We start from the raw sequence: 25929 nt of genomic DNA, 5'->3' as shown, positions 1-25929 counted from the left end.
CACCCGTTCCCATCCCGAACACGGAAGTTAAGCTCGCTTCTGCCGACAATACTTGGCTGGAGACGGCCCGGAAAGATAGGTAGCGCCAACACGGAGAGAAGCCACTCAAGAGAGTGGCTTCTTTTTTTATATTTATAGCTGCGGGAGAGAAAGTCCATCGCCATTCCGCGGTTCGTTTTTACTTATGATGTAAATGCGGAACTCTTTTGCGGAACACTCTCAAAATACTGCCAAAGGTGAAGTGCGTAGATAGACTGAAAACTGCGGAAGATGATATTTCTAACTGTGCCGTTTTCCGTGCTTTTCTTCACCAAGACCTTACCTGATTTGTTCAACTTTTGCCTTGACAAGGGGGAAAAGGGAGACTATAATCTGCCAGTCAAAAAATGATGGAGATTTTAGTTATGAAGAAAAAAAGTTTATCTGCCCTGTTCCAGCCGGTGGAGCTCACGCAGGGCGAATGCTGGAAGACGATTTTGTCGTTTTCTTTCCCAATCATTGTTTCGTACTTGCTGCAGCAGGTCTACACGATCAGCGACGCGGCCATCGTCGGCCAAACGCTGACAGCGCAGGAGGTCGCGGGCGTCAACGATACGACGTCGCTCATCTTTATTTTCCTGCAATTTGCCTTCGGCGTCAGCGCGGGTTTTTGCGTGGTCACGTCGTGCAATGTCGGCGCGCACAATCCTGCGGGGGTGCGGCGCTCGCTGACGACGCAGATCGTTTTATCCGCCGCGCTGACGGTCATCCTGACGGTGCTTGCGCTGCTTCTGCTCGATCCGATGCTCGCGTGGATCAATGTGACGCCGGACAACGGCGAGGTCTACCGCGCGGCCTATACGTATTGCGCGATCATCTTTGCGGGCATCGGCGCGCAGCTGTTCTATAACTTCATCTGCTCGTTCCTGCGCAGCATGGGCGACAGCGTGACGCCGCTGGCGTTCCTTCTGTTTTCCACGGTGCTGAACGTGGGACTCGACCTGCTGTTTATCATTGTGTTCCGCTGGGGTGTCGCCGGGGCGGCCATCGCCACGGTGAGCGCGCAGCTCATCAGCACGCTGGGCTGCTTTGCCTATGCTTTCTCCAAATATCCCGAGCTGCGCCTGCATCAGGAGGACTGGCAGATCACTTGCCATGATGTGACGCGCCATCTGATCCAGGGCATCCCGCTCGGTCTTCAATTTTCCGTGCTGGCGATCGGCATCATTGTGGTGCAGAGTATCGTCGTCCAGTTTGACATGCTGAACGGCGTGATGGTCTCTAATTCCGCGCAGAATGGCTTTGGCGCGGCAAACAAGATCAATAACCTCTTGATGACGCCGCTCAATGGCCTCGGCTCCGCGATGACGAGCTTCACGGCGCAGAACCTCGGCGCGGGCGACACGAAGCGCATCAAGAAGGGCACACTCCAGTCGCTCATCATTATGCTCATCATGGCGGCGTGCTCCATCCTGATTGGACTGCTGCTGACGATCAACGGCACATATCTTCACATCTTCCTCAGCGCGGATAAGGTGACGGCGGAGACGCTCCGCTTTGGCAATTCCTACCTCTATATCGACCTGTCGCTCTACGCATTCCTCGGGTTTATCTTTGTCGCGCGAAACTGTGTGCAGGGCATCGGCAAGCCGCAGTTCGTGCTGGGCGCGGGAACGGCCGAGCTTGTCGCGCGCGTTGCCGTCTGTCTGCTGCTGCCTGCGGCGCTCGCGGGCGGCGTGGTCAGCGCGGAGGCACCGCAGGCGGCGGTCTACGGCCTGTGCGTGGCTGACCCGTTTGCGTGGATGTCAGCCGACGCGGTGCTGTGCATTCCGTTTATCAAGAACATCATGCGCGAAAACTACGACTATCTTTACGGCAGCGGCCAGAAACTCATTGAGCGATAAAAAGAACCATAAAGTTGCCCCTCCGTATTTTGAATACGGAGGGGCAATTGTTGTCCATAATGAGACGGAGAAATTTATTGTCAGTCGATGTTCTTCAGACCGTCATATAGATCGTTGAAGGACATTTCCTGACGGCATCTTCCGTAGGAGAGCTCTTTGTTTTCGCCAAATTCCAGCAAGAAGCATTTGGCAAGCTCTTCCACGGTCTGCTCAAGCGTCGTAAAAAACTGTTCATAGGCAAACTTGTTTGCTGCCGAGCCTTCTTCAAAGCAATTCACGATCAGCGATTTGGTCACCTGATCGAGCGGATACATTTTGATGTGCATCAGCTCATGAACAATGATCTCTTCAAAGTTTTCCTCCCGCTTGGGATTCGCAATATTCAGAAGAATGATTGCTTTTCTGTCGGCGCAGTCGATCTTGATGTCGCCGGTTTTCGGCCACGCGGGGTCTTCCACAAATTCAAGGCGGATATCCCACGTGGGTGTGATCCTCAGTTTCCGGATATATTTTTCAAAAAGTGCGGTCAAGGCCTATTTTTCTACCATGGTATTCCTCCTGAACGTTCAATTTGTTGCATCAAAGCGTAACGGATCAGTCCTCGAACCATGCCACGGCGCGGATGGGCGAACCATCGCAGTTTTCGAGCTTGAGCGGGAAGCAGCTGAACGAAAACAACCCCTTGCCGCATTTGTCGAGGTCCTTGAGGTTTTCGATGTTGACGATGTCCTTATTTTGGAAGAGCCTTTTGTGGCGTGTCAGGTTTTCATCCGCGATGGGGTCAAGACCGATCACGTCAAAGCCGATGCCCTTAAAGTCGCCCGCGATGATGTAATCCATCGCCGCATCATCAAGGCAGGGATAGTCGCCAAAGTAGGCATCCGTCCCCCAGCGCTTGTCCCAGCCGAGGTGGAAGAGCAGAAAATCGGCATTTTCCGCGTCTTTGCCGTATTGCAGGATGCGCTCGAGCGTGATGGCCTTGCCCTCGTTCAAGTCGCTGCACTCGATAACGAGCGCCTTGCCGATGAACTGCGAGGCGGGGAACGCGTCGAGCGTCGTGCGGCCGGCGAACAGATGCGCGGGCGGGTCCATGTGTGTGCCCGTGTGGGTGTACATGGTCAGCTTCGTCTCCTTGAAGCCGTCCTTTTCATAGGTGTTCGCGCCGGCGAAAATGGGTGTCTCCGTGCCGGGATAGACCGGCATATTTTCAGCGATGGTGTGGGTCAGGTCAAGCACGCGCATGGGAACATCTTCCTTTCTGTTGAAATCAAAATCAGAACACGAACTGCACCAGCAGCATATAGCACACCGTGCCGCCCGCGATGGAGAGCAGCATTTGTCTCTTCCACAGGTGCAGGCTGATCGTCACGGCGATGGCGATGAGCTCGGGCAGGCCGTAGGCAAAGTGCAGCACGTCAACATTGCGCAGGCAGTAGACGATGAGCATGCCGAAGATCGCGCCCGGCAGTGCTGAGCCGAGGTATTGGATGTACTTGGGTGTTGGCTTTTTCGTGTTGAAGACCAGAAACGGCAGGAAGCGCGTGAGCATCGTGCCGAGCGCGCAGAGGATGATGGTGATGGCCTGTTGTAAGATCGTCATTTTACCGCCTCCTGCGTCTTGGCTTCGACGGGCTTTCTCAGCGCGGTCAGCGCGACGAGGATGCAGATCATCGTGGGAATGAGGGAGTTGTCCGCACCGAAAATGAGCAGACACGCAACACTTGCGATAAGACCGATCCACGCGCTGAAATGGTGCTTTTCTTTGAGCCACTGGTCCATGAAGATGACCACAAACATCGCCGTCATCACAAAGTCGAGCCCCTCGGTATTGAAGCGCAGAAGCCCGCCGAGGATGCCGCCGAGCGTCGCGCCCAGGAACCAGTAAAATTCATCGAGCAGCGAGACGAAGAAGTAGAACCAGCCGCGGTCCGCGCCCTCGGGGATCTCCGCCGTATAGTTGACGCTGAACGTCTCGTCGCACATTGCGTAGATGAGGTAGGGCTTTTTCCAGCCCGTGCCCTTGTACTTGTCGAGCATCGAAATACCGTAAAACAGGTGGCGCGCCTGGATCATCACCGCCGTCAGGAAGACCTGCACCGGCGCAAACGGCGCGAGCAGCATGCTCGTCGCGACAAATTCAAGGCTGCCGCCGAAGATGACGACGCTCATGATCATCGGATACCAGAAGCTAAAGCCCGACGTGCGCATATAGACGCCATAGGTCATGCCGAGAAATAAAAAGCCTGCGAAGATCGGGATGGTGTGCGGAAACGCGGCCTTCAGTGCCGCAACTGCGGGTGATTTGCTGTGCATGGGAACGGGAAACCTCCTCGTGGTGATGAAACGAAGCAGAAATGCGCCGGTTATTTTTGCGCCCGGTGCATAAACTGACCTGAGGTGATACGATGTTCTGTCAGGACGCGCTGCCCGCCGCCGTCAGCGCCGCCGCGGCGGCCATGGCGCAGGGGAAGAGCGATGAAGAGGTCGCGCTGCTCGCCGCCATCTTTACGCAGCTGGGCGACAGCCTTGCGATGATCGTCGCTCTGCGCGCGTGCGAAAAAAGCGGCGGCAGCGAGGCGGAATAAGGGAATCAGTCCTTGGCCGCCTCTTCTTTGTCTTCGTCCTTTTTGCCGCCCAGGGTGATGAACACGCCCGCGACCAGCGTGATGGCCGAGCCGAGCAGGATGCGCGGCGTGAGCGTTTCATTTAAGAAGAGAATGCCGACAAAAATGCTCGTGATCGGCTCAAACGTACTCAAAATCGCTGCGCGCTGTGCGCCGATGAGGAACGTGCCCTTCTGGAAGAGCATGACCGCGCCGATGCAGATCATCAGCGAAAAGGCGAGCGCCGCGAGCCATCCGGCGAGGGTCTGCGGCAGGCAGAGCTGGTGCGAGAAGAGACAGAGAAAGAACATGCAGACCGCACTGATGAGCGCCATGTAGAAGGTCATACGAAAGCCCATGACCTCGCGGTGGCGGAAATGCGCTAAAAGCAGAATGTAGACGGCGTAGGTCACGCCGGACGTCAGCGCCAGCGCGACACCGAGCGGATCGACTGCACCGCTTGGGTCGATGAGAAGCAGAATGCCGAGGGAGCACAGGACCGCGCAGAAAAGCGCTTTTTTCTGCACCCGTTCGCGCAGCACCAGGCTGCCGAGCACCACGATGACGGGATAGGCGAAGTGGAATACCGTCGCCATGCCGGAGGCAAGATAGCGATACGAGCTGAACAGCAGGATCGGCGTGATACAGCAGCCGAAAAAGCCGGTCAGGCTGGTCTCGAGCAGCGCGCCGCGGCTGATGCGCAGCCCGCCCTGCTTTTGGCACAGCAGCGCGAGGACCGGGAGCGAGAGAAGATTGCGCAGAAACACCAGCGACATCGGCGTCACGCCCTGCGCGTAGAGAAAATTCGCGCCCAGCGGCATACAGCCGAAGATGACGGCGCTCAGGATCACGCAGAGATAGCCGAGCCACGGCGTTCGACGTTCCATGATTCTCCCCTCCTTTATATGAATAAAGTGAATGCATTTATCATACGCGCGCATTTCCTTCCGGTCAAGTGGGAAAAAGAAAAAACACCGCGTTGACAAATATTCTCGCGGCTGATATGCTGTGATATCATCAGAAAAAAGAGAGGAAAGCCGTCATGTTTCTCTTTTATGTAAACCCAATATTGATCGCTGCGGCAGTCATTCCGGCCATTGTCCTGCTGCGCTTTGTCTACAAGGAGGACCGGCTCGACAAAGAGTCGCCGGGGCTGCTGCTCTCGCTCGTGATTTTCGGCATTCTATCGACATTTGCTGCCATCGTGACCGAGCAGATCGGCGAGGCGATCTTGGGCATTCTCCTGCCGCAGAGTTCTACCGCCTACAACGTGCTGCTCTACTTCGTTGTGGTCGCGCTGTCGGAAGAGGGCTTTAAGTACCTGCTGCTCAAAAAGCGCACGTGGTATTCAAGCGAATTCAACTGCCAGTTCGATGGCGTGGTCTACGCCGTGTTCGTCGCGCTCGGCTTTGCCCTGTGGGAGAATATCAGCTATGTGCTGATGTACGGTCTCGGCACGGCGGCTGTCCGCGCGGTCACGGCCGTGCCGGGGCACGCGTGCTTCGGTGTGTTCATGGGCGCTTTCTACGGCCTTGCCAAGCGCTACGACAACTTTGGCGACGAGTACCGCAGCCGCCGCTGCCGCCGCCTTGCCGTGCTCGTGCCGGTGCTGCTGCACGGCGCGTACGATTTCATCGCAACGTATGAGTACGACGGCTATGCATGGATCTTCGTTGTGTTCGTTGTGCTGCTCTTCGCCGCGGCGTACCGCATGATCAAAAAGCTCTCGTGCGACGACCGTTTCATCGACGGCAGCGACTACTACCACTATGACGGCCCCGAGTTCTGAGGAATGAAAAAAGCGCCCGCTCACCGAGCGGGCGCTTTTTCTATTTGAAAGTCATAATTCCATTTCGTACAGCTCGTCGCCGGCCTTGTGGAATCCGGCGCGCTCAAACATCCGCTGCGACTGCGTGTTGAACGAGTAGATCTCTGCGTGCAGTTTGGGGATGTGCTGTTCCCTCGCGAGCTTTTGAATTTCGCCGATGACGCGCCTGCCGATATGCTTGTTCTGGAAGGCTTTCGCCACGACGATGTTGATCTCGCCGTCCGGATGCAGGCAGACGTCGCCGCATAGGCGGCCGCGGTACTTGATGTAAAAAAGACTGCCGCGCGCGTTGAGATAGCGGTACATCGCCTTGAGCAGCTTCAGGTCGTACACACTGTCGCGGTTGTCGACCTGCTTGCACACATCCGCATCCTGATACCACGGAAGTGACGCTTTGTAGTTGGGATAATACGGGACGAGAGTGATCTCGCCGTCGACAATTCTGCGTTCCATGACAGACCTCTCTTAAATGACGATTTTCGGCGGAAACGGGCTCAGATGTGCGCGATGCAGTCGTACGCGATGCGCTCTCCGCCGTCGAAGACACCGTGAATGACGCCGCAGCGCCGGAAGCCATACGCTTCCAAAAGCCGCTGCATCGGGCGGTTATCCGCGTGCGTCTCGGCGCGCAGATAGCCGATCTGCGCGGTGCAGAAGTCAAAGCAGGCCTTCGACACGCCACGCGCTTTCCCGTTGGGGGCGAGACGGTGGATCGTGCCGTAGGGTTGATCGAGATGCCACGCGCCGTCTTCGATGACGCGGTAGCTCTCGTCCTCGCCGAGAAAGAGGGCGAATGTGCCGACGATCTCGCCATTTTCAAGCATCACATAGCTGCTGCCGCATGCGATATCATAGGTGACGATGCTGCGGTCTGGGTACTCGTCGCCCCATTGCGAGGCATTGCCGTTTGCGCGCATGTAGCGCTTTGCGGCGGCGAAGACGTCCAGCGCCGTGTCGACGTCCTGCAAGGTGGTTTTGCGAATTTCCATTTTAGCCCTTGTGCTGCTCGAACCAGCCGGTGATCTCGTTTAAGCGGCGAATGCGGTGCTTGGGCTTGCCGCTGCGGGAGAGCTCGTGGTTCTCGCCGCGGAAGAGCACGAGGCGGCTTTCGACACCGTGCGCAATCAGCGCGGAGTACATCTGATAGCCCTGATCGACGGGGCAGCGGTAGTCCTCGAGCGAGTGGAGAAAGAGCGTCGGTGTTTTGACCTTGTCGGCGTACTTCATGGGGCTGTGCCACCAGAATTTTTCGACATCCGGCCAGATGGTCGAGCCGCACTGGTCTTCGGAGAAGTCGGGGCCGATGTCGGACACGCCGTAGAAGCTCGTCCAGTTCGAGATCGAGCGCTGGCTGGCGCAGGCACGGAAGCGGTCGGTGTGGCCGATGATCCAGTTGGTCATAAAGCCGCCGTAGGAGCCGCCGGTTTCGAAGAGGTTATCTGCGTCCATCTCGGGATACTTTGCGAGCGCCGCGTCGCAGAACGCCATCAGATCATCGAAGTCGACCGTGCCGTACTTGCCGCGGATATCCATGAACGCGCCGCGGCCGTCGGAGCCGGTGGGATTGCAGAAGATGACGAAATAGCCACGGCTCGCCCAGTACTGCATCTCATGATAGAACACGGGACCGTAGACGGTCTTGGGACCGCCGTGAATATCGAAGATGACGGGGTACTTTTTGCCCGCTTCGAAGCCCATCGGCTTTAGGATAAAGCCGTGCACCTCGTGGTCGCCCGCGGTGAGGTTGAGGGGGGCAGGCTGGGCAACGTATTTGCCGCGCAGCATTGCGTCGTTGAAGTGCGTGACGCGGCGGCCCGTCTCGTCGTAGAGCTCCTGAGGCTTCATATCCCAGAGCGCGCAGAGGAGCATTTTGCCGTTTTTGCGGTCAAAGCAGTCGACGCTGCCGTCGCGCACGAGGACGGGGGAGACGGTGCCGTCTTCGAGCTTGTAGAGCCCCGCGCCGTCGAAGCGCGTCGAGATAAAGTATAGCACGTCGCCGTCCATCTTGAACGCCTGACCGCCGCCGTGGCGGACGTCGCAGCCGACGGATGTGCCGATGGCCTCGCCGTAGACGGCGTAGGGCGTGACGGCAAGCGTCTCGTAGTCGAGCTTGTAAAAGTCGCAGTCCGTGTTCATGCCGAACTTGCCGTCCGCGGCCATGACGAGCAGGAAGGACTTGCCGAGCGCGTATGTCGCGATGACGAAGTCGGGGCGACTCTTGACGACGAGTTCCTGACGGCGCGAGGCAAGGTCGATGCGGTAAAGGTCCTGACCGCCGAAGTGCGCGGGGCGGGGGACGGAGACGTCGAGAAGACTGAAATAGACGGTCTTCTGATCCTCCGCGAGCTGAACATCGGAGACGTTGAAGCCCGCATCCGTCAGGCGGGTGAGGGACTTTTTCTTCGCATTGTAGTAGAAGAGACTTTCATACGCGCCGCGCGTGTATGTGCCGCCGTTCCACCACCAGGGTAGCTGAGAGATGACCTCGTAATCCTCGTTTTCCTTTTTGCCGTCAAAGTAGGCTTTCACGAGCTTCTTGTCGCCTTTATAGAGGTCCTCAAAGCCGGGAAAGGTCGAGCCGACGACAAGCAGGTCGCCGTTTTTGAGAGGGAAGACCTGCGAGACGGGGATGGGAAACGTGTAGGCAAGATCGGCCTCGCCGCCGTCGAGTGCGATCTTGTAGAAGCGGCTCGTGAGCGATGGTTCCTTTTCCCCCTCACGGTCGCCCGCGAAAAGAACCGTGTTTTCATCCAAGTAGCAGAACGAGGATTCCTTGCCGCCGCCGGTCAGCGCGCGGACGCGGCCGCCTTTTAAAAGATAGAGGCGGGATTCGTAGCAATTTTTTTCTTTTTTCGCCTGACTCACGGTGAAGCAGGCGCTTGTTCCCTCGGGGGAGAATGTCACGTTCGCAAGTGAGCGGACGGCGCAGAAATCGTCAATGGCGATGGGCTTCATGGGAAAACTCCTTTCATCCGTCTGCGCGCAGAGCGGCGCAAAATCACGCAAGCATCATACCACAGCGACAAATATATTGCAATCCGCGGCAAAATCCGTCGAAGCGCACAAAAAAACATCTGCGGAAACCGCAGATGTTCACAAAAAATGCCTTGACTTTTCTGTACCCATTTGGTAAAATAAAGCGCTTATAAACGGGAAAGGGCGAGGAAAATTCCCCACCCATTACCGAGAGAATAGCATACCGCGGCAAAAAAAGCAAGATGCAGCTCGCTTTGTTTTACAACAAAGCCGGGTGTGTCGAGCTGAATAGAGCCGCCGCAATACATTCCTTCAAGCGGACAGGGCTTGAAGAAAAGAAAGGCGTGAAGAGCAAAATGGCCAAAGACAAGATGTATGGCAAAACCCTTCGCAAGAATTTCGCCCGACACGAGGAGATCGTGGAGATGCCGAACCTGCTGGCGCTTCAGAAGAAGTCCTACCAGTGGTTCCTCGATACGGGTCTGCGCGAAGTCTTTTCCGACGTCGCCTCGATCTCGAACTACGCGGGCAACCTGGAGCTGAGCTTCATCGACTACAAGATGGACGAAGCGCCCAAGTACGACGTGCTCGAGTGCAAGGCGCGCGACGCGACGTATGCCGCCCCCCTGAAGGTGAGTGTGCGCCTCTACAACAAGGAGACCGGCGAGATCAAGGAGCAGGAGATCTTCATGGGCGACTTCCCGCTCATGACCGAGTCCGGCACGTTCGTCATCAACGGCGCCGAGCGCGTGGTGGTTTCCCAGCTCGTCCGTTCCCCCGGCATTTACTACGGCAAGGAGATCGACCTCAAGACCGACCTCCCGCTGCTGACATCCACCGTCATCCCGTACCGCGGCGCATGGCTCGAATACGAGACCGACGCCAATGAGATGTTCTGGGTGCGCATCGACAAAAACCGCAAGATCCCCATCACCGAGCTGGTGCGCGCCATCGGCTTCAAGACCGACGCCGAGATCCTCGAGCTGTTCGGCGATGACGACCGCGTGGCCGTCACGCTCGAAAAAGACGCCTGCAAGACCTATGAAGAGGCGATGCTCGAGATCTACCGCAAGCTGCGCCCGGGCGAGCCGCCCACGGTCGAGGCCTGCGAGACCCTCATCAACAACCTCTTCTTCGACCCGCGCCGCTATGACCTGTCCATGGTCGGCCGCTACAAGTACAACAAGAAGCTCTCCCTGTGGGCGCGTATCCGCGGGCAGAAGCTTTCCTTCCCCGTTGCCGACCCGCGCACGGGCGAGATCATGTTTGACGCCGGCCACATCGTCACCGACGAGGAAGCGCGCGAGATGGATGCCATCGGCGTCAACGATGTGACCATCGAGGTCGATGGCCGTACGATGCGCGTGTTCTCCAACCACATGGTCGATCTTGACCGCTTTGTCGACTTTGACCCCGTGGCCGAGTGCGGCATCAAAGAGCGCGTGCGCGAGAGCGTGCTCAAGGAGCTGCTCGAGCAGTACAGCGGCGAGGAGCTCAAGGAAGCTATCCGCGACAACGCCGACCGCCTCGTCCCCAAGCACATTCTGGTCGACGATATCCTCGCCTCCATCAACTACATGAACGCGCTGGCGCACGGCATCGTCTATAAGGACGATATCGACCACCTCGGCAACCGCCGTCTGCGCTGCGTGGGTGAGCTGCTGCAGAATCAGTTCCGCATCGGTTTTTCCCGTATGGAGCGCGTCATTCGCGAGCGCATGACGATCCAGGATCTCGACATCGTCACCCCGCAGAGCCTCATCAACATCCGCCCCGTCACCGCGGCGATCAAGGAGTTCTTCGGATCGAGCCCTCTGTCCCAGTTCATGGACCAGACGAACCCGCTCGCCGAGCTGACGCACAAGCGCCGTCTGTCCGCTCTGGGCCCCGGCGGCCTTTCCCGCGAGCGCGCAAACATGGAAGTGCGAGACGTGCACTACAGCCACTATGGCCGTATGTGCCCGATCGAGACGCCGGAAGGTCCGAACATCGGCCTGATCTCCTACCTCGCGACCTACGCCCGCATCAATGAGTACGGCTTTATCGAAGCGCCGTTCCGCAAGGTCGACCACGAGACCTGCCGCGTGACCGACGAGATCGAATACATGACCGCAGACGTCGAGGACCAGTACATCGTCGGTCAGGCTGCCGAGCCTGTCGATGAAAACGGCTGTCTCGTCAACCAGCGTATCACCTGCCGCCACCGCGACGAGATCGTCGAGGTCGACCGTAACCGCGTCGACTATATCGATATCTCCCCGCGTATGATGGTCTCCATCGCGACGGCGATGATCCCGTTCCTGCCGAACGACGACGCGAACCGCGCCCTGATGGGCGCGAACATGCAGCGCCAGGCCGTTCCTCTGCTCCGCCCCGAGGCGCCGATCGTCGGCACCGGTATGGAGCATAAGATCTGCATGGACTCCGAGGTCGTCATCCTCGCCGAGGGCGACGGCATCGTCACCAAGATGGACGCGCGCGCCATCACTGTCGCCTACGACAACGGTGAGACGAAGGAATACAAGCTCACGAAGTTCCTGCGCTCCAACCACGGCACGTGCATCAACCAGCACCCGATCGTCGACGTCGGCGAGCGCGTGCACGGCCGCCGCCTGAACGAGAACGGCGTGTGGGAAGATCCCACCGTCCTTGCCGACGGCCCCGCGACCGATCAGGGCGAGATCGCTCTGGGCCGCAACATCCTCGTCGGCTTCATGACCTGGGAAGGCTACAACTACGAAGACGCCGTTCTTCTGAACGAGCGCCTTGTCCGCGAGGACTATTACACCTCCATCCACCTCGAAGAGTACGAGCTTGACGCACGCGACACCAAGCTCGGCCCCGAAGAGATCACCCGCGATATCCCCAACGTCGGCGAAGACGCACTCAAGGACCTTGACGAGCGCGGCATTATCCGCATCGGCGCGGAGGTCCACGCCGGCGACATCCTCGTCGGTAAGGTCACGCCCAAGGGCGAGACCGACCTGACCGCGGAAGAGCGCCTGCTGCGCGCCATCTTCGGCGAAAAGGCGCGCGAAGTGCGCGACACCTCCCTTAAGGTGCCCCACGGCGAGAGTGGTATCGTCGTCGACGCCAAGGTCTTCTCCCGCGAGGCGGGCGACGAGCTCGGCCCCGGCGTGAACATGGTCGTGCGCGTTTACATCGCGCAGCGCCGCAAGATCCAGCCGGGCGACAAGATGGCCGGTCGTCACGGCAACAAGGGCGTTGTCTCCCGCATCCTGCCGCAGGAGGATATGCCCTTCATGCCCGACGGCACGCCGCTTGATATCGTGCTGAACCCGCTGGGCGTTCCGTCCCGTATGAATATCGGTCAGGTGCTCGAAGTCCATTTGGGCTACGCGGCCAAGACACTTGGCTACAAGGTCGCAACGCCGATCTTCGACGGTGCGAGCTATGAGGATATCCGCGAGGAGCTCATCAAGGCCGGCCTCGATCCCGAGGGCAAGAGCTGGCTGTACGACGGCCGCACCGGCGAGCGCTTCGACAACAAGGTCACCGTTGGTTACGTTTACTTCCTCAAGCTGCACCACCTCGTCGACGATAAGATCCACGCCCGTTCCACCGGCCCGTACTCCCTTGTCACGCAGCAGCCGCTCGGCGGCAAGGCGCAGTTCGGCGGCCAGCGCTTCGGCGAAATGGAAGTTTGGGCCCTCGAGGCTTATGGCGCGGCTTACACCCTGCAGGAGATCCTGACGGTCAAGTCCGACGACGTGACTGGCCGTGTGCGCACCTACGAGTCCATCGTCAAGGGCCACAACATCCCGCAGCCCGGCGTGCCCGAGTCGTTCAAGGTCCTTGTCAAGGAACTCCAGGCCCTGTGCCTCGATGTTCAGGTCCTCGACCGCGACGGCAACCAGATCGAGCTCAAGGAAGACGAAGACGCGATGGATACATTCAACCTCGCCCGCATGGACGCCGAGGATGACCGCCATCGCAGCAACCCCTTCGCCGATGAAGCCGAACTCGAGGACGCAGGCTTTGAATATGTCGCTGATGATGAAGTCAACGCCGACTTTGCCGGCGACGATCAGGAAGACTGAGAAAAGGAGGAGCATATAGAAAATGAGTTACGCAACGTTTGACGCGATCAAAATCGGCATCGCTTCTCCGGAGATGATCCGTGAATGGTCTTACGGCGAGGTCAAAAAGCCCGAGACCATCAACTACCGCACCCTCAAGCCCGAGCGCGACGGCCTGTTCTGCGAGCGCATCTTTGGCCCCACGAAGGACTGGGAGTGCCACTGCGGCAAGTATAAGAAGATCCGCTATAAGGGCAAGATCTGCGACCGCTGCGGCGTGGAAGTCACGCGCGCCAAGGTCCGCCGCGAGCGCATGGGCCACATCGAGCTCGCCACGCCCGTTTCCCACATCTGGTATTTCAAGGGCATTCCGTCCCGCATGGGCCTGCTGCTCGACATCAGCCCCCGCATCCTTGAAAAGGTGCTGTATTTCGCCGCTTATATCGTCACCGATCCCGGTGAGACCCCGCTGATGCGCAACCAGATCCTCTCGGAGAAGGAATACCGCGATATGCGCGAGAAGTATGAGGACGATTTCGACGCCGGTATGGGCGCCGAGGCCGTCAAGAAGCTCCTCCAGCAGATCGACCTCGAATCCTTGTCCGAGCAGCTCCACGCCGAACTCAAGAGCGCGAGCGGCCAGAAGAAGGCCCGTATCGTCAAGCGCCTTGAGGTCGTGGATGCGTTCCGCATCTCCGGCAACAAGCCCGAGTGGATGATCATCGACGTGCTGCCCGTCATTCCGCCCGAAATTCGCCCGATGGTCCAGCTCGACGGCGGCCGCTTCGCGACCTCCGACCTGAACGACCTCTACCGCCGCGTCATCAACCGCAACAACCGCTTGAAGCGCCTCATTCAGCTCAACGCGCCCGACATCATCGTGCGCAACGAGAAGCGCATGCTGCAGGAAGCGGTCGACGCGCTGATCGACAACGGCCGCCGCGGCCGCGCCGTCACCGGTGCGAACAACCGCGCACTCAAGTCCCTTTCCGACATGCTCAAGGGTAAGCAGGGCCGCTTCCGTCAGAACCTGCTCGGCAAGCGTGTCGACTACTCCGGCCGTAGCGTTATCTGCGTCGGCCCTGAGCTGAAGATCTACCAGTGCGGTGTGCCGAAGGAAATGGCACTCGAGCTGTTCCGCCCCTTCATCATGAAGAAGCTCGTCGAGGACGGCGCCGCCAACAACATCAAGTCCGCCAAGAAGATGGTCGATAAGGGCCGCACCGAGGTCTGGGACGCGCTCGACGTCGTCATCAAGGATCACCCCGTCATGCTCAACCGCGCGCCGACGCTCCACCGTCTCGGTATTCAGGCGTTCGAGCCGGTGCTGGTCGAGGGCCGCGCCCTCAAGCTCCACCCGCTGAACTGCACGGCATTCAACGCGGACTTCGACGGCGACCAGATGGCTATTCACGTGCCCCTGTCTGCCGAGGCGCAGGCCGAGGCCCGTATCCTGATGCTCTCTGCCAACAACCTGCTGCGTCCTCAGGACGGCGGCCCTGTCACGGTGCCGACGCAGGATATGGTTTTGGGTTCCTACTACCTCACGTTCGAGCGCTTTGAAAACGGCGTTTCCCAGATGGATAACGACGAGTTCTGGCCGCAGGACGTCGACTTTGCCCTTGCCGGCAAGCGCTACGACGAGCTGACCGACGAGGAGAGGGCCAGCGTGAATCTGCACGTTTACCGCGACGAGGACGAGGCCATGCTCGCCTACAACGACCACCTCATCGGTATCCACCAGCCCATCCTTGTCCGCACGGTCAAGCAGATGCCGGACGGCACCATGGGCAGCAAGGTCGTGCGCGTTACCATCGGCCGCATCATCTTCAACCGCAACATCCCGCAGGACCTTGGCTTTGTCAAGCGCGTGGATGAAAACGGCGAGCCGACCGAAAACTACTTCGACTACGAGATCACCGAGGTCTGCGGCAAGAAGTTGCTCGGCAAGATCGTCGACCGCACGATCAAGCTGCACAACTTCACCATCGCGGCCGAAGTGCTCGATAACATCAAGGCCACGGGCTACAAGTTCTCCACCCGTGCGGCCATCAGTATCTCCGTCGCGGATATGACCATTCCGCCGGCAAAGTACACCCTCATTGCCGAGACCGAGCAGCGCGTCGTCGACATCGAAGACCAGTTCAAGATGGGCTTCATGACCGAGGACGAGCGCTACCGCGCCGTCGTCAAGGAGTGGGAAAAGACCACCGCGGACGTCACCGATGCCCTGCAGAAGAACATGGACCGCTACAACCCCATCTTCATGATGGCGGACTCCGGCGCCCGTGGTTCGATGAAGCAGATCCGTCAGCTGACCGGTATGCGCGGCCTGATGGCCAACACCGCCGGTAAGACGATCGAGATCCCGGTCAAGGCAAACTTCCGCGAAGGCCTGTCCGTCCTTGAATACTTCACCTCCTCCCGAGGCGCCCGTAAGGGCCTTGCCGATACGGCTCTTCGTACGGCAGACTCCGGTTATCTGACCCGCCGAATGGTCGACGTCTGCCAGGATGTCATCATCCGCTCCGACGACTGCGGCGCGACCCGCGGCATCACGATCAGCGAGATCAGCGAGAACGGCCAGGTCATCGAAAAGTTCTCCGAGCGCGTCAACGGCCGCTATCCGGTCCACGACGTGATGAAGCCCGGCACGGACGAGGTCCTCATTTCTAAGGATCACATGATGACCCCCGAGGATGCCGACCTCATGGAGAAGTTCGACATCCACTCCGTCGAGATCCGCACGGTGCTTACGTGCAAGGCCCACAGCGGCGTTTGCGCGAAGTGCTACGGCATGAACCTTGCCACGAGCAAGCCCGTCGCCCCCGGCGAGGCGGTCGGTATCATCGCGGCCCAGTCCATCGGCGAGCCCGGTACGCAGCTGACGATGCGAACCTTCCACACCGGCGGCGTTGCGGGCGGCGATATTACCCAGGGTCTTCCGCGAGTCGAGGAACTGTTTGAGGCGCGCCGTCCCAAGAAGATGGCGACCCTCGCCGAGATCGGCGGTAAGGTCCGCTTCGAAGAGGCGACCAAGGGCAGCCTGCTCAACATCATCGTCACCGCGGACGACGGCGACAACCGCATCTACTCGGTGCCGCACACCGGCCTTCGCGTGAAGGATGGCGACGTCATCGCCAAGGGCACGCAGCTGCAGGACGGCGCGCTGTCCCCGCACGATATCCTGCGTATCCGCGGCACGTCCGCCGTTCATGACTACCTCATTCAGGAAGTTTTGAAGGTTTACCGTCAGCAGGGCGTTGACATCAACGATAAGCATATCGAGGTCATCGTCCGCCAGATGATGCGCAAGGTGCGCGTCGAGGAGTCCGGTGACACGAACTTGCTCTCCGGCTCCATGGTCGATCTGCTTGAGTATGAGGATGCCAACGAGGAGATCCGCGCGCGCAATGCCGCGGGCGAGGTCAACGCCGAGACCGGCGAGCCGCTGCAGGAAGCCATTGCCACGCAGCTGCTCATGGGTATCACGAAGGCCTCTCTTACGACCGACAGCTGGATGTCCGCCGCGTCCTTCCAGGAGACCACGAAGGTCCTGACCGAAGCCGCCATCAAGGGCAAGGTCGACCACCTCGTCGGCCTGAAGGAGAACGTCATCATCGGTAAGCTCATTCCCGCCGGCGCGGGTCTGACTGCCTACCGTGACTTCGCCGAGGAGATCGTCCCCGATCCCGAGAAGCCCGAGGAGGAGCCGCACGAGCCGCGCATCATCACGAATGCCGTCGAAGTGTGAGCAAGATCTCATTCATTCGAATAAAAAGAGACGCGGACGCTTCCGCGTCTCTTTTTTGCCCTGCGGGGAATGCAAGCGCGGCAGCGGCGCGGAACGCACAAAAAAATTCAGGAAAACCGCGGCGTTTCAGGCATTATTTTGTGTAGACGGCAAGAAAAAACGCTTGACGGCTTGTGTGCCTCATGGTATAATTTCAACTTGCGTGGGTATGTCCCACGGAATTTGTCATACCGTCAGGAGGGACCTGCCGTGACGCCGGATCTGTCCACATGCCGCAAGGTAGCGGGCATCAAGCAGACGATGCGTGCACTGCGGGAACACCGCGCGGAAAAGCTGTATATCGCCTGTGACGCCGACCCTGCCGTGCTCGAACCACTCGAGCGTCTGGGGCGCGAGCAGGGAATCGTGATCGACGATCACGCCACGATGGCGCAGCTCGGCCATTGCGCGGGCATCGCCGTTGGCGCGGCGGTGATTGCCGTTCTGAAAGACTAAGGTTTTTTCGGGATATTATTCCAATATCCTGTAAAAAATATATATCACATCATTTCAGGAAAGGAGAAACAAGAATGCCTACTTTTAACCAGTTGGTTCGCAAGGGCAGACAGCAGTCGACTTACAAGTCCAACTCCCCGGCTCTGCAGTATGGTCTTAACACGCTGAAGAACAAGGAGACCGACCTCGCCTCTCCCCAGAAGCGTGGCGTTTGCACCGCAGTCCGTACTGCGACCCCGAAGAAGCCGAACTCCGCTCTTCGTAAGATCGCCCGTGTCCGCCTCACCAATGGCTATGAGGTCACCGCTTACATTCCCGGCGTCGGTCATTCCCTGCAGGAGCACTCTGTGGTCATGATCCGCGGCGGCCGTGTGAAGGACCTCCCTGGTGTGCGTTACCACATCATCCGCGGCACTCTGGACGCTCAGGGCGTGCAGGGCCGCATGCAGTCCCGCTCCAAGTACGGCGCCAAGCGCCCGAAGCAGAAGTAAGGCTGCGACCTTGAAATGAGCTTTGCCGAAAAGGTTTGATATATATTTGTGTCATTCACCTCTTTGGCAGGCCGGAACACGATGGGGGAGAGCCCCATTCGCGAGTACCTATGATTTCTAAATTATAAGAAGGAGGGAAGCAAAGTGCCCAGAAGAGGTAATGTTCCCAAGAGAGAAGTTCTGCCCGATCCCATGTACAACAGCGTCCTCGTGACCAAGCTCGTCAACAGCGTGATGCTCGACGGCAAGAAGGGTGTTGCCCAGAAGGTCGTTTACAGCGCGTTCGACATGATCAAGGACAAGACCGGCAATGAGCCTCTCGATGTTTTCAACCAGGCCATGGAAAATATCATGCCCAGCCTGGAGACCAAGTCCCGCCGCGTCGGCGGCGCCACCTATCAGGTGCCGATGGAAGTCCGTCCCGCCCGTCGTCAGACCCTCGGTCTGCGCTGGCTGACGGCTTATGCCCGCGCCCGTGGTGAGCGTACCATGGCCGAGCGTCTGGCCGGCGAGATCATGGATGCCGCCAACAACAGCGGTAACGCCGTGAAGAAACGCGAAGATACCCACAAGATGGCCGAATCCAACAAGGCATTCGCCCACTTCCGCTGGTAACGGAGGAACGAGAGAATTATGGCAAGAAAAGTCTCTCTGGAAAACACCAGAAATATCGGCATCATGGCCCATATCGACGCTGGCAAGACCACGACTACCGAGCGTATTCTGTACTACACCGGCGTCAACTACAAGATCGGCGAGACCCACGACGGTACCGCCACGATGGACTGGATGGCTCAGGAACAGGAGCGTGGTATCACCATCACCTCCGCTGCCACCACCTGCTACTGGAAGGGCAGCAAGAACCAGTTCCCGCAGACCCGTCTGAACATCATCGACACCCCGGGCCACGTCGACTTCACCGTTGAGGTCGAGCGCTCCCTGCGCGTTCTGGACGGCTCTGTGACCGTTCTCTGCGCCAAGGGCGGCGTTGAGCCCCAGTCTGAGACTGTGTGGCGTCAGGCCGATAACTACAAGGTCCCCCGCATGATCTACGTCAACAAGATGGATATCATGGGCGCGGACTTCTACAACGTTCTGCACATGATCCACGACCGTCTCAAGTGCAACGCTGTCCCCATCCAGCTGCCGATCGGCTCTGAAGATACCTTCAAGGGCATCATCGACCTGGTGGAGATGGACGCTGATATCTACTACGACGAGCTCGGCAAGGACATGCGCGTCGAGGAGATCCCCGAGGACATGCTCGAGCTCGCTCAGGAGTATCGCACCAAGCTCGTTGACGCTTGCGCCGACCTGAACGACGAGATCATGGAGCTGGCGCTCGAAGAGAAGCCCGTTCCTCAGGACCTCATCCGCAAGACCATCCGTCAGGCCACCATCGACAATAAGATGGTTCCTGTCACCTGCGGTACCTCTTACAAGAACAAGGGCGTTCAGAAGCTGCTGGACGCGATCGTCGACTACATGCCGTCCCCCGTGGATATCCCCGCGATCGACGGTGTGAACCCCGATACCGGTGAGGAAGATGTCCGTCACGCGGACGATAACGCTCCGTTCTCCGGTCTTGCGTTCAAGATCGCGACCGACCCGTTCGTCGGCCGTCTGTCCTTCGTTCGCGTGTACTCCGGTATCCTGAATACCGGTACCGCGGTTCTCAACTCCACCAAGCATCAGAGAGAGCGCATCGGCCGCATCCTGCAGATGCACGCCAACCACCGCGAGGATATCGAGTGCTGCTACGCCGGCGACATCTGCGCCGTCATCGGCCTCAAGAACACCACCACCGGTGATACGCTCTGCGATGAAAAGGCTCCGATCATTCTGGAGTCCATGGAATTCCCCGAGCCCGTGATCCGCGTCGCCATCGAGCCCAAGACCAAGGCCGGTCAGGAGAAGATGGGCATCGCGCTGATGAAGCTGGCTGAGGAAGACCCGACCTTCAAGACCTACACCGATGAAGAGACCGGTCAGACCATCATCGCCGGTATGGGTGAGCTCCATCTGGAGATCATTGTCGACCGCCTGCTCCGTGAGTACAAGGTCGAGGCGAATGTCGGCGCTCCTCAGGTCGCCTACAAGGAGACCATCACCAAGGCTGTCGATCAGGATACCAAGTACGCCCGTCAGAGCGGTGGTAAGGGTCAGTACGGTCATGTCAAGATCCATGTCGAGCCCAACGAGTCCGGCAAGGGTTACGAGTTTGTCAACGCCCTCGTCGGCGGCGCGATCCCCAAGGAATACGTTCCCGCGATCGATGCCGGTATTCAGGGCGCCATGCTCTCCGGTGTTCTCGCCGGTTACCCGGTCGTCGATGTCAAGGTCACGCTGTACGATGGTTCTTATCACGAGGTCGACTCCTCTGAAATGGCGTTCAAGATCGCCGGCTCCATGGCCTTCAAGGAGGCCTGCCAGAAGGCCGGCCCGACGCTGCTCGAGCCGATCATGAAGGTCTGCGTCATCGTCCCCGACGAGTACATGGGCGACGTGATCGGCGACCTCAACTCCCGCCGTGGTCAGATCCAGGGCTTCGAGGCCCGCAGCGGCGCGCAGCAGATCGACGCTTTCGTGCCTCTTGCTGAAATGTTCGGCTACGCGACTGACCTCCGCTCCTGCACGCAGGGCCGTGGCCAGTACACGATGGAGCCCGCGCATTATATTGAGATCCCGAAGAACATTCAGGAGAAGATCATCAACCAGCGCACGAACCGCGCCTGATAAAAAGGTATTGCAAAATACCGCGTTTTACGGTAAAATACCGGTGTATGTAAATGACACCGGCAAACAACGAAATTTTTTCATAGGAGGATCACTCTAATGGCTAAGCAGAAATTCGAGCGTACCAAGCCCCACGTAAACATTGGTACCATCGGTCATATCGACCATGGTAAGACCACCCTGACCGCCGCGATCACCAAGTTCCTCGCCATGCAGGGCGGTGCTGACTACACCGATTACAGCTCCATCGATAAGGCTCCGGAAGAGCGCGAGCGTGGTATCACCATCAACACCGCTCACGTTGAGTACCAGACCTTCGACCGTCAGGGCCACAACTACAAGACCGGCGAGGATGGCCAGATCCAGGGCCGTCACTATGCCCACGTCGACTGCCCGGGCCACGCCGACTATATCAAGAACATGATCACCGGCGCTGCTCAGATGGACGGTGCTATCCTGGTCATCGCTGCTTCCGACGGCCCCATGGCCCAGACTCGTGAGCACCTGCTGCTCGCCCGTCAGGTCAACGTGCCTTCCGTTCTCGTTTTCCTGAACAAGTGCGACCAGGTCGACGATGAAGAGCTGCTCGAGCTCGTCGAGATGGAAGTCCGCGAGATGCTCGACTTCTACAGCTTCCCCGGCGACGAGACCCCGATCATCCGCGGCAGCGCTCTGAACGCCCTGATCTCCGAGTCCAAGGACATCGACGCTCCCGAGTACAAGTGCATGCACGAGCTCATGGACGCTGTTGATACCTGGATCCCCACGCCCGACCGTAAGGCCGACCAGCCGTTCCTGATGCCCGTTGAGGACGTCTTCACGATTTCTGGTCGTGGTACCGTCGCTACCGGCCGTGTTGAGCGTGGCCAGCTGAAGCTCGGCGAGGAAGTCGAGATCATCGGTCTGACCGACGAGCGTCGCAAGACCGTCGTCACCGGTATCGAAATGTTCCACAAGCTGCTCGATTACGCCGAGGCTGGTGATAACATCGGTACCCTGCTCCGCGGTGTTGCCAAGAACGAGATCGAGCGCGGCCAGGTTCTGTCCAAGCCCGGTTCCATTCACCCCCTCACCAAGTTTGTTGGTCAGGTTTACGTCCTGAACAAGGACGAGGGCGGCCGTCACACCCCGTTCTTCAACAACTATCGTCCTCAGTTCTACTTCCGTACCACTGACGTCACCGGCGTCATCACCCTGCCCGAGGGCACCGAGATGTGCATGCCCGGCGATAACGTCGACATGAAGGTCGAGCTGATTACCCCGATCGCTATCGAGAAGGGCCTCCGCTTCGCTATCCGCGAGGGCGGTCGTACCGTCGGTTCCGGCGTTGTCATCGAGACCGAGGCCTAATTGATCCACTGAGGGTCGTCCAAAGACTTCAAAAAGCAGCAGGCCGCAAAGGCCTGCTGCTTTTCTATTATCGAAAGTGCAAAGGGAGTGCGAAGCCAGCGGCTTCGCACTCCCTTTATTCGTATTTGGCCCAGACCCAGCGGTCAAAATCATCCGCACGGAAGGCGGTGAGCTTTGCCGCATAGTCCGCATTGACTGTGGTGAAGCGCCGAAGGCCGTCGCTTGTCTGCACCAGCGGGTCGATGCTGCGTTTTTTGGCGGCGACCTTGACGGCGTAAGTACCCTCCGGCTTTTCTGCGCCGGACTGTGTGCCGGTGATGCGGCGATAGTCCTGCCAGTGCGCGGCGAGGACCGGATCAGAGAGGAGCAGGGCGATGACATGAGGTTCGTCGAGGTAGAGATCATCCACCGTCAACACATTGCGCTGCCGTGCCTCACGCAGGAGATCGGCCAATGCCTGCATGCTGAAGCGGTCCTCATCGGAGACGAACCACTCCGACTGCCGCAGCGAGAGCTGGGTAAAGATGTCGGCAATCTCCGCGTGCGCAAAACAGAGCTCATCTTCGCTGTCATCGTTTTGACCGACAAAGATGTCGTCAAAAATGCGTTTCAGCTCTGCTTTTGGACAGTGGAAGACAAGATGCGCGTTGCCGAGCGTATATTCGAGTCGGTCGGCGGAGAGGCGGGGCGAATCGTTGTCGGCGATGGGATAGCGGTGGTAGTCGTCCACATCGTCGAGCGTCAGGCCGCTTTTATCGAGCAGCGCCATGAGTTCCAGCGACGAGGCGATCATCATGCGTGTGCGGCTTTCGGTCGATTCCTGCCGCATGTGGTCACCGTTCAGAAAGTCGACCACGTGGGCGAATGCGGGCGTCGCAATGTCGTGCAGTAGTCCCGCGACAGATTGCTTCAAGTCATGCGTGAAGTGCCAGACGATGGCCGCTGTGCCGAGCGAATGCGTATAGCGCGAATACGGCGCAACGGCGTTGCGGTAGATGGGATAGGCCGTGTATTCGCAGCCGCAGTGCATGCCGACGCGCAAAAGCCGCTGCATCACGGGCGTTTCGGCCATGGCGAGGAGCTCCGGCGGCAGGGAAGCGGTGTAGATATCGGTATACATAATATCCTTTCCAAAAGAAAAGCGCCTTGCCGCGGCAAGGCGCTTTTTTGATTGAATCAGCCGATCTGGCGGGTCTCAATGGTCTCGTCGCACTCGACGCTGTCGATCTGCGCGCCGAGGTTGCGGAGCTTGCCGATGATATCCTCATAGCCGCGCTCGATATAGTGGACGTTCGAGACCTCGCTTGTGCCCTCAGCGGCCAGCGCGGCGATGACCATGGCGGCGCCCGCGCGGAGATCGTAGGCCTGCACGCTCGCAGCGGTCAGGTGGTCGACGCCTTCGATGACGGCGCTGCGGCCCTCGACGCGGATCTGCGCGCCCATGCGCGTCAGTTCGCCGACGTAGCGGTAACGGTTGTCCCACACGCCCTCGGTGACCATGCTCGTCCCCTCGGCAAGGCAGAGGGCAACGGTGATCTGTGGCTGCATATCGGTCGGGAAGCCGGGATAGGGCAGCGTCTTGACGTTGGTGCGGCGAAGCTTGCCCGAGCGGCGCACGAGCAGCGTGTCGTCCTGCTCCTCGACCTGTACGCCCATCTCCTGGAGCTTGGCGGTGATGCAGTCCATGTGCTTGGGGATGATGCCGCGCACGAGGACTTGTCCGCCGCAGGCGGCGACAGCCGCCATGTAGGTGCCCGCCTCGATCTGGTCGGGGATAATGGCATACGTGCCGCCGTGGAGCTTGTCCACGCCGAAAATGCGGATGGTGTCGGTGCCGGCGCCCTTGATGTTCGCGCCCATGGAGTTTAAGAAGTTGGCAAGGTCGACGATATGCGGCTCCTTGGCAGCGTTTTCGATGACGGTGGTGCCGTCGGCGAGCGCCGCGGCCATCATAATGTTCATCGTCGCACCGACGGAGACCACGTCGAGGTAGACGTTCGCGCCCTTCATGCGGTCGCCGCTTGCCTTGGCGCAGATGAAGTCGCCCTCGCGCACCTCGGCGCCCATGGCGGCGAAGCCCTTGACATGCTGGTCGATGGGACGCACGCCGCCGAAGTTGCAGCCGCCGGGCATCGAGACCTCAGCCTCGCCGAAGCGGCCGAGCAGCGCGCCGATGAGGTAGTAGGAGGCGCGGATCTTGTGCGCGAGCTCCTGCGAGACCTGCGTAGTGGCAATATGGCGGCAGTCAATCTCAACATCGCTGCGGTTGAGGAAACGGACATTCGCGCCGAGCTGCTCTAAAATTTTGAGCAGCGCGGTCACGTCGGAGATCTGGGGAATATTTTCGATGCGGCAGACGCCGTCGACCAGAAGGGCGGCGGGAATGATGGCGACCGCGGCGTTCTTTGCGCCGCTGATGCGCACTTCACCAAAGAGCGGATGACCGCCCTGCACGATGTATTTCGTCATAGTAACTCCTTAATAAGAGACGGTGAGACTTCTTTTCGTTATCGTAAAAACAGCAGGGGAAAACCGCCTGCTCATGGTATTCACATAATACATCAACAGTATACCAAAAAAAACAGAAAAAGCAATGCTGCACAGTAAGAAATTAGAAATGCTGCAAGAAAAATTTCATTCTCGTGTGATCTCGCCGGTCTTGCAGTTCACATAATAACTGCTGACATCCGTGGAGATGCGCCACACGCCTTGCAGCCGAAGCGGCGAGGCAGACGACGTCTGGAGAAGATACCCTTCGTCCAGCGCTCGGACCTCGGTACATACGACGCCCGAAGCGCTGCAATAGTCCAGAAAATGCACAAGCGCGTCGACCGCGTCGAGGCCGTCTGTGCGGCGGCCCTCGTCGAGCGCGGGCAGAAAGGTACCGGAAACGCCGGTGAGCGAGCTGTCAGAAAACGTGAGCGTCAGCGAGGCGTTAAAGATGAGCCGGCCTTTTTCGCTGCGCATGCCCGTGACGCTGCCGCTGCCATCCGTGAGCTGGGAGGTGAGAAAAGTGTAGCCAAACGTTTTGAAAAGCTGTTTGCTAAAGCTCTCGGGATCGTCGACCGGTCGGGAGAGAAGCGCGTCGGCCGTGCCGCCGGAGCGGATGGAACACGAGCCGTATTCGCCGGTGAAGCGGCTCACACCGCCGCCGGAATCGCCGCTCTCGGCAGTGCCGAGCAGGGCGGAGGCGAAAGCCTCTTCGCGTGCGGCGTCGCGCTCAAGCGAGAGGGAGAGGTGCGTTTCCTCATCGGGCAGCAGCGCGCGGTCAAAGGCGACGCCGTTTTTTTCAAAAAGCGTGCAGAGCTGCTCGACGCGGCGCTCGTTCGAGTCGCGCTCCCCGGCGCGGCGGCTGAGCAGCAGGAAGAGCAGAAACGCGTTGACGAGCAGCAAAATGACGATGACGATATTTTTGAGCCGCGAGGTTTTCATGTTCGGGCATCCTTTCCGGAAAGATCAGTCGGCAAACCAGCCGACGCCGACGGTGTCCGCGCCGTGCTCGTCGTAGCAGACGTGCAGCTCGGCGCTCAAATATTGGCTGTCCGCGATGGCCGCGGCCTGCCGGATGGGCAGCAGCAGTGCGGGCGAATCGCTGAGCGTATAGCTGCGGCAGTGGAGGGAAAATTCCGTGATGGTCTGGTCTTCGATCGTGACCGTGGCGGCGTGGCTGCCGTCGGAAAAGCGCAGCGGCGTACCGCCGACCGCATAGTCAAAGCTCACGGTGAAGCGCTTGTTGCTGCTGTCGATCTCGCTGAGATAGAGCTCGGCGTCGC

At 59.1% G+C, this 25929-nt stretch carries 22 protein-coding genes and 1 rRNA gene; 11 read left to right on the top strand and 12 right to left on the bottom strand.

Annotation, left to right across the window (positions count from 1 at the left end):
- Together rrf and NI20_RS0106420 are read left to right on the top strand one after the other, a co-directional pair.
- Positions 1 to 91 (top strand): 5S ribosomal RNA (gene rrf / locus NI20_RS14125); the annotation flags it as partial.
- A gap of 313 nt (positions 92 to 404) precedes the next feature.
- The gene (locus tag NI20_RS0106420) at positions 405 to 1883 is read left to right on the top strand and encodes an MATE family efflux transporter (RefSeq protein WP_033120622.1); all 1479 of its coding nucleotides are present in this window, start codon (positions 405 to 407) and stop codon (positions 1881 to 1883) included.
- Positions 1884 to 1963: 80 nt separating this feature from the next.
- Here the strand turns inward: NI20_RS0106420 and NI20_RS0106415 are convergent, their stop codons facing one another.
- The 4 genes from NI20_RS0106415 to NI20_RS0106400 all read right to left on the bottom strand — a co-directional run bounded on the left by NI20_RS0106415 (position 1964) and on the right by NI20_RS0106400 (position 4196).
- Positions 1964 to 2413: a hypothetical protein gene (locus NI20_RS0106415; RefSeq protein WP_033120621.1), complete on the bottom strand. Its 450-nt coding sequence runs from the start codon at positions 2411 to 2413 to the stop codon at positions 1964 to 1966.
- A 64-nt stretch (positions 2414 to 2477) separates the two neighbouring features.
- Entirely contained in the window at positions 2478 to 3125 is a 648-nt protein-coding gene (locus tag NI20_RS0106410) for a cyclase family protein (protein WP_033120620.1), read from the bottom strand.
- A gap of 31 nt (positions 3126 to 3156) precedes the next feature.
- Positions 3157 to 3483 carry a branched-chain amino acid transporter permease gene (locus NI20_RS0106405; protein ID WP_033120619.1) on the bottom strand — a complete coding sequence of 109 codons (327 nt, stop codon included), beginning with the start codon at positions 3481 to 3483 and terminating at the stop codon, positions 3157 to 3159.
- Positions 3480 to 4196, bottom strand: a complete 717-nt coding sequence (locus NI20_RS0106400; RefSeq protein ID WP_033120618.1) for an AzlC family ABC transporter permease — start codon at positions 4194 to 4196, stop codon at positions 3480 to 3482. The genes NI20_RS0106405 and NI20_RS0106400 overlap by 4 nt, the downstream gene beginning before the upstream one ends.
- A gap of 92 nt (positions 4197 to 4288) precedes the next feature.
- Here NI20_RS0106400 and NI20_RS0106395 point away from each other — a divergent pair, with 92 nt between their 5' ends.
- The gene (locus NI20_RS0106395; protein WP_033120617.1) at positions 4289 to 4468 is read left to right on the top strand and encodes a DUF6774 domain-containing protein; all 180 of its coding nucleotides are present in this window, start codon (positions 4289 to 4291) and stop codon (positions 4466 to 4468) included.
- Positions 4469 to 4473: 5 nt separating this feature from the next.
- On the opposite strand, the gene NI20_RS0106390 is transcribed toward NI20_RS0106395, so the two are convergent.
- Complete coding sequence (locus NI20_RS0106390) at positions 4474 to 5373, bottom strand: DMT family transporter (protein WP_033120616.1); 900 nt, start codon at positions 5371 to 5373, stop codon at positions 4474 to 4476.
- 155 nt (positions 5374 to 5528) lie between these two features.
- Between NI20_RS0106390 and NI20_RS0106385 the strand changes: the two genes are divergently transcribed.
- Entirely contained in the window at positions 5529 to 6275 is a 747-nt protein-coding gene (locus tag NI20_RS0106385; RefSeq protein WP_033120615.1) for a PrsW family intramembrane metalloprotease, read from the top strand.
- Between the two features lie 51 nt (positions 6276 to 6326).
- Here the strand turns inward: NI20_RS0106385 and NI20_RS0106380 are convergent, their stop codons facing one another.
- The 3 genes from NI20_RS0106380 to NI20_RS0106370 are packed head-to-tail and all read right to left on the bottom strand — an operon-like array spanning position 6327 to position 9269.
- Positions 6327 to 6767, bottom strand: coding sequence for a GNAT family N-acetyltransferase (locus tag NI20_RS0106380; protein WP_033120614.1), 441 nt, complete (start codon positions 6765 to 6767; stop codon positions 6327 to 6329).
- A gap of 41 nt (positions 6768 to 6808) precedes the next feature.
- Positions 6809 to 7303, bottom strand: coding sequence for a GNAT family N-acetyltransferase (locus NI20_RS0106375; protein WP_033120613.1), 495 nt, complete (start codon positions 7301 to 7303; stop codon positions 6809 to 6811).
- 1 nt (position 7304) lies between these two features.
- On the bottom strand, positions 7305 to 9269 hold the full coding sequence (locus tag NI20_RS0106370; protein WP_033120612.1) for a S9 family peptidase: 1965 nt from the start codon (positions 9267 to 9269) through the stop codon (positions 7305 to 7307).
- Between the two features lie 377 nt (positions 9270 to 9646).
- On the opposite strand from NI20_RS0106370, the gene rpoB reads away from it, so the two are divergent.
- From rpoB to tuf, 7 genes are all read left to right on the top strand, one after another.
- Positions 9647 to 13351 carry a DNA-directed RNA polymerase subunit beta gene (rpoB, locus tag NI20_RS0106365; RefSeq protein ID WP_033120625.1) on the top strand — a complete coding sequence of 1235 codons (3705 nt, stop codon included), beginning with the start codon at positions 9647 to 9649 and terminating at the stop codon, positions 13349 to 13351.
- Positions 13352 to 13373: 22 nt separating this feature from the next.
- Positions 13374 to 17084, top strand: a complete 3711-nt coding sequence (gene rpoC, locus NI20_RS0106360; protein ID WP_052084478.1) for a DNA-directed RNA polymerase subunit beta' — start codon at positions 13374 to 13376, stop codon at positions 17082 to 17084.
- A gap of 249 nt (positions 17085 to 17333) precedes the next feature.
- Positions 17334 to 17579 carry a ribosomal L7Ae/L30e/S12e/Gadd45 family protein gene (locus NI20_RS15380; protein WP_242842941.1) on the top strand — a complete coding sequence of 82 codons (246 nt, stop codon included), beginning with the start codon at positions 17334 to 17336 and terminating at the stop codon, positions 17577 to 17579.
- A gap of 74 nt (positions 17580 to 17653) precedes the next feature.
- On the top strand, positions 17654 to 18070 hold the full coding sequence (rpsL, locus tag NI20_RS0106350; RefSeq protein ID WP_033120611.1) for a 30S ribosomal protein S12: 417 nt from the start codon (positions 17654 to 17656) through the stop codon (positions 18068 to 18070).
- A 144-nt stretch (positions 18071 to 18214) separates the two neighbouring features.
- Positions 18215 to 18685, top strand: coding sequence for a 30S ribosomal protein S7 (gene rpsG / locus NI20_RS0106345; protein WP_033120610.1), 471 nt, complete (start codon positions 18215 to 18217; stop codon positions 18683 to 18685).
- Between the two features lie 18 nt (positions 18686 to 18703).
- Positions 18704 to 20806 carry an elongation factor G gene (fusA, locus tag NI20_RS0106340; RefSeq protein ID WP_033120609.1) on the top strand — a complete coding sequence of 701 codons (2103 nt, stop codon included), beginning with the start codon at positions 18704 to 18706 and terminating at the stop codon, positions 20804 to 20806.
- Positions 20807 to 20905: 99 nt separating this feature from the next.
- Positions 20906 to 22156 carry an elongation factor Tu gene (tuf, locus tag NI20_RS0106335; protein WP_033120608.1) on the top strand — a complete coding sequence of 417 codons (1251 nt, stop codon included), beginning with the start codon at positions 20906 to 20908 and terminating at the stop codon, positions 22154 to 22156.
- A 115-nt stretch (positions 22157 to 22271) separates the two neighbouring features.
- Here tuf and NI20_RS0106330 read toward each other — a convergent pair whose 3' ends face one another.
- From NI20_RS0106330 to NI20_RS15375, 4 genes are all read right to left on the bottom strand, one after another.
- Positions 22272 to 23276, bottom strand: coding sequence for an HD domain-containing protein (locus tag NI20_RS0106330; protein WP_033120607.1), 1005 nt, complete (start codon positions 23274 to 23276; stop codon positions 22272 to 22274).
- A 56-nt stretch (positions 23277 to 23332) separates the two neighbouring features.
- The gene (locus NI20_RS0106325; protein ID WP_033120606.1) at positions 23333 to 24625 is read right to left on the bottom strand and encodes a UDP-N-acetylglucosamine 1-carboxyvinyltransferase; all 1293 of its coding nucleotides are present in this window, start codon (positions 24623 to 24625) and stop codon (positions 23333 to 23335) included.
- Between the two features lie 165 nt (positions 24626 to 24790).
- Positions 24791 to 25588, bottom strand: coding sequence for a hypothetical protein (locus NI20_RS0106320; protein WP_033120605.1), 798 nt, complete (start codon positions 25586 to 25588; stop codon positions 24791 to 24793).
- 24 nt (positions 25589 to 25612) lie between these two features.
- Positions 25613 to 25929, bottom strand: a 317-nt coding sequence (locus tag NI20_RS15375) for a hypothetical protein (protein WP_033120604.1), incomplete at its 5' end; no start/stop codon positions are given.

Source organism: Oscillibacter sp. ER4 (assembly GCF_000765235.1).
GTDB classification, from domain to species: domain Bacteria; phylum Bacillota; class Clostridia; order Oscillospirales; family Oscillospiraceae; genus Hominicoprocola; species Hominicoprocola fusiformis.
This window is presented reverse-complemented; position numbering and strand designations above follow the sequence as displayed.

What these genes read in the sequence shown, in the direction of transcription:
- tuf (WP_033120608.1), top strand. Translation starts at nt 20,906, where the DNA reads ATGGCTAAGCAGAAATTCGAGCGTACCAAGCCCCACGTAAACATTGGT.
- NI20_RS0106420 (WP_033120622.1), top strand. Translation starts at nt 405, where the DNA reads ATGAAGAAAAAAAGTTTATCTGCCCTGTTCCAGCCGGTGGAGCTCACG.
- NI20_RS0106400 (WP_033120618.1), bottom strand. Translation starts at nt 4,196, where the DNA reads ATGCACAGCAAATCACCCGCAGTTGCGGCACTGAAGGCCGCGTTTCCG.
- NI20_RS0106410 (WP_033120620.1), bottom strand. Translation starts at nt 3,125, where the DNA reads ATGCGCGTGCTTGACCTGACCCACACCATCGCTGAAAATATGCCGGTC.
- NI20_RS0106385 (WP_033120615.1), top strand. Translation starts at nt 5,529, where the DNA reads ATGTTTCTCTTTTATGTAAACCCAATATTGATCGCTGCGGCAGTCATT.
- fusA (WP_033120609.1), top strand. Translation starts at nt 18,704, where the DNA reads ATGGCAAGAAAAGTCTCTCTGGAAAACACCAGAAATATCGGCATCATG.
- rpsL (WP_033120611.1), top strand. Translation starts at nt 17,654, where the DNA reads ATGCCTACTTTTAACCAGTTGGTTCGCAAGGGCAGACAGCAGTCGACT.
- rpoB (WP_033120625.1), top strand. Translation starts at nt 9,647, where the DNA reads ATGGCCAAAGACAAGATGTATGGCAAAACCCTTCGCAAGAATTTCGCC.
- NI20_RS0106320 (WP_033120605.1), bottom strand. Translation starts at nt 25,588, where the DNA reads ATGAAAACCTCGCGGCTCAAAAATATCGTCATCGTCATTTTGCTGCTC.
- NI20_RS0106370 (WP_033120612.1), bottom strand. Translation starts at nt 9,269, where the DNA reads ATGAAGCCCATCGCCATTGACGATTTCTGCGCCGTCCGCTCACTTGCG.
- NI20_RS0106375 (WP_033120613.1), bottom strand. Translation starts at nt 7,303, where the DNA reads ATGGAAATTCGCAAAACCACCTTGCAGGACGTCGACACGGCGCTGGAC.
- NI20_RS0106395 (WP_033120617.1), top strand. Translation starts at nt 4,289, where the DNA reads ATGTTCTGTCAGGACGCGCTGCCCGCCGCCGTCAGCGCCGCCGCGGCG.
- NI20_RS0106405 (WP_033120619.1), bottom strand. Translation starts at nt 3,483, where the DNA reads ATGACGATCTTACAACAGGCCATCACCATCATCCTCTGCGCGCTCGGC.
- NI20_RS0106325 (WP_033120606.1), bottom strand. Translation starts at nt 24,625, where the DNA reads ATGACGAAATACATCGTGCAGGGCGGTCATCCGCTCTTTGGTGAAGTG.
- NI20_RS0106380 (WP_033120614.1), bottom strand. Translation starts at nt 6,767, where the DNA reads ATGGAACGCAGAATTGTCGACGGCGAGATCACTCTCGTCCCGTATTAT.
- NI20_RS0106390 (WP_033120616.1), bottom strand. Translation starts at nt 5,373, where the DNA reads ATGGAACGTCGAACGCCGTGGCTCGGCTATCTCTGCGTGATCCTGAGC.
- NI20_RS0106330 (WP_033120607.1), bottom strand. Translation starts at nt 23,276, where the DNA reads ATGTATACCGATATCTACACCGCTTCCCTGCCGCCGGAGCTCCTCGCC.
- rpoC (WP_052084478.1), top strand. Translation starts at nt 13,374, where the DNA reads ATGAGTTACGCAACGTTTGACGCGATCAAAATCGGCATCGCTTCTCCG.